Annotated in this window: 2 rRNA genes; both read left to right on the top strand. The window is 50.7% G+C overall.

Annotated elements, in window-relative coordinates:
- The first annotated feature begins 360 nt into the window (after positions 1–360).
- Positions 361–3,231 (top strand): 23S ribosomal RNA (locus tag ABIC63_RS29775).
- 132 nt (positions 3,232–3,363) lie between these two features.
- Positions 3,364–3,476 (top strand): 5S ribosomal RNA (gene rrf / locus ABIC63_RS29770).
- The last annotated feature ends 56 nt before the right edge of the window (positions 3,477–3,532 follow it).

Genomic DNA, 3,532 nt, shown 5'->3' with positions numbered 1-3,532 from the left:
ACAAGAAGACAAGAAGACAAGAAGACAAGAAGACAAGAAGACAAGAAGACAAGAAGACAAGAAGATCAAACCAACACCAAAGAGGCTTTGCAAAAGGCTTCTTTGTTGTTGGTCCGGTATAGACCGGATCAATCGGCTGTTCTTTAAAAATTCATAGAGTCGAATCAGCGTTGTCAGAGGAAACTGCACATTCGTAAAGGTTTAGTGCGGACCGTGCCTCTGGCGACATTTTTTGATTGCGTCAAATGAACTTCAGCTTGCTGTAAAAAAGCAAATTGAAGACGGCATAACGCGTCAGGTGAGAGACCTGACAATTCCTTGATGGACTGAGAACTCTCGTGAGAGAGGTCAAAGTTATAGGGTCAAGTGAATAAGAGCATGTGGTGGATGCCTTGGCGATGATAGGCGACGAAGGACGTGATAGCCTGCGATAAGCTTCGGGGAGCTGGCAAATTAGCTTTGATCCGGAGATTTCCGAATGGGGAAACCCACCGAAAGGTATCGTATTCTGAATACATAGGGATACGAGGCGAACCGGGTGAACTGAAACATCTCAGTAGCTCGAGGAAAAGACATCAACCGAGATTCCGAAAGTAGTGGCGAGCGAAATCGGAGGAGCCTGCTAGTGATATCACAGGACTTAGCAAAGCGGCATGGAAAGGCCGACCATAGTGGGTGATAGTCCCGTATGCGAAAAGACCTGTGTGGTACTGAGCTAGCGACAAGTAGGGCGGGACACGTGTAATCCTGTCTGAACATGGGGGGACCATCCTCCAAGGCTAAATACTCATCATCGACCGATAGTGAACTAGTACCGTGAGGGAAAGGCGAAAAGAACCCCGGGAGGGGAGTGAAATAGATCCTGAAACCGCATGCTTACAAAAAGTAGGAGCCCGCAAGGGTGACTGCGTACCTTTTGTATAATGGGTCAGCGACTTACATTCAGTGGCAAGGTTAACCGAATAGGGAAGCCGTAGAGAAATCGAGTCCGAATAGGGCGTTCAGTCGCTGGGTGTAGACCCGAAACCAAGTGATCTATCCATGGCCAGGATGAAGGTGCCGTAACAGGTACTGGAGGTCCGAACCGACTAGTGTTGCAAAACTAGCGGATGAGCTGTGGATAGGGGTGAAAGGCTAAACAAACTTGGAAATAGCTGGTTCTCTCCGAAAACTATTTAGGTAGTGCCTCAAGTATTACCTTCGGGGGTAGAGCACTGTTTTGGCTAGGGGGTCATGGCGACTTACCAAACCAAGGCAAACTCCGAATACCGAAGAGTAGAGCTTGGGAGACAGAGCACCGGGTGCTAACGTCCGGACTCAAGAGGGAAACAACCCAGACCGCCAGCTAAGGTCCCTAAAATTGGCTAAGTGGGAAACGAAGTGGGAAGGCTAAAACAGTCAGGATGTTGGCTTAGAAGCAGCCATCATTTAAAGAAAGCGTAATAGCTCACTGATCGAGTCGTCCTGCGCGGAAGATGTAACGGGGCTAAGCCAGTTACCGAAGCTGCGGATTCACACGCAAGTGTGAGTGGTAGGAGAGCGTTCTGTAAGCCTGTGAAGGTGGCTTGTAAAGGCTGCTGGAGGTATCAGAAGTGCGAATGCTGACATGAGTAGCGTTAAAGCGGGTGAAAAGCCCGCTCGCCGTAAGCGCAAGGTTTTCTACGCAACGTTCATCGGCGTAGAGTGAGTCGGCCCCTAAGGCGAGGCAGAGATGCGTAGCTGATGGGAAACAGGTCAATATTCCTGTACCGATGTGCAGTGCGATGTGGGGACGGATCTTAATAGTTCATCCGGGTGTTGGATGTCCCGGTTTAGGCAGAAGTAGGCGTGCGTCAGGCAAATCCGGCGTACATATACCGAGGCTGTCGATCGAGCGAGCTTGCTCGCGAAGTGAATGAACGAGGTTCCAGGAAAAGCCACTAAGCTTCAGCTGCACACGACCGTACCGCAAACCGACACTGGTGCGCGAGATGAGTATTCTAAGGCGCTTGAGAGAACTCAGGAGAAGGAACTCGGCAAATTGACACCGTAACTTCGGGAGAAGGTGTGCCCTAGTAGTGTGAAGTGAACAACGGAGCATGAAAGGGTTGCAAAGAATCGGTGGCTGCGACTGTTTATTAAAAACACAGCACTCTGCAAACACGAAAGTGGACGTATAGGGTGTGACGCCTGCCCGGTGCTGGAAGATTAAATGATGGGGTGCAAGCTCTTGATTGAAGTCCCAGTAAACGGCGGCCGTAACTATAACGGTCCTAAGGTAGCGAAATTCCTTGTCGGGTAAGTTCCGACCTGCACGAATGGCGTAACGATGGCCACACTGTCTCCTCCTGAGACTCAGCGAAGTTGAAATGTTTGTGATGATGCAATCTCCCCGCGGAAAGACGGAAAGACCCCATGAACCTTTACTGTAGCTTTGTATTGGACTTTGAACAGATCTGTGTAGGATAGGTGGGAGGCTTTGAAGTGTGGTCGCTAGATCACATGGAGCCGACGTTGAAATACCACCCTGGTGTGTTTGAGGTTCTAACCTAGACCCGTTATCCGGGTTGGGGACAGTGCATGGTAGGCAGTTTGACTGGGGCGGTCTCCTCCCAAAGCGTAACGGAGGAGTTCGAAGGTACGCTAGTTACGGTCGGACATCGTGACGATAGTGCAATGGCATAAGCGTGCTTAACTGCGAGACTGACAAGTCGAGCAGATGCGAAAGCAGGACATAGTGATCCGGTGGTTCTGTATGGAAGGGCCATCGCTCAACGGATAAAAGGTACTCTGGGGATAACAGGCTGATACCGCCCAAGAGTTCATATCGACGGCGGTGTTTGGCACCTCGATGTCGGCTCATCTCATCCTGGGGCTGTAGCCGGTCCCAAGGGTATGGCTGTTCGCCATTTAAAGAGGTACGTGAGCTGGGTTTAAAACGTCGTGAGACAGTTTGGTCCCTATCTTCCGTGGGCGCTGCAGATTTGAGGAAGCCTGCTCCTAGTACGAGAGGACCGGAGTGGACACACCTCTGGTGTATCGGTTGTCACGCCAGTGGCATTGCCGAGTAGCTAAGTGTGGAAGAGATAACCGCTGAAAGCATCTAAGCGGGAAACTCGTTTCAAGATGAGATCTGCCGGGGCCTTGAGCCCCCTGAAGAGTCGTTCTAGACCAGGACGTTGATAGGTCGGGTGTGGAAGCGCAGTAATGCGTTAAGCTAACCGATACTAATTGCTCGTGCGGCTTGACCCTATAACTTTGATTCAGTGCTCTGCCAAATGCAGAAGCCCATCAAGGTGTTATGCCAGGCGCAATCAAACAAAAGCTGACAGACTCTATGAATTCGTTGTGCTGATCCAAAAATCAACACGACAACCCTTTATGCCTGATGACCATAGCGAGTTGGTACCACTCCTTCCCATCCCGAACAGGACAGTGAAACGACTCAGCGCCGATGATAGTGCGGACTCCCGTGTGAAAGTAGGTCATCGTCAGGCTCTTACAGCCCTCAAAAAGCCCCTCAGCAATCGCTGCGGGGCTTTTTGTTTTGGGC

It is taken from the genome of Pseudacidovorax sp. 1753, from assembly GCF_040544975.1.
GTDB lineage: Bacteria > Pseudomonadota > Gammaproteobacteria > Burkholderiales > Burkholderiaceae_C > Xenophilus.
This window is presented reverse-complemented; position numbering and strand designations above follow the sequence as displayed.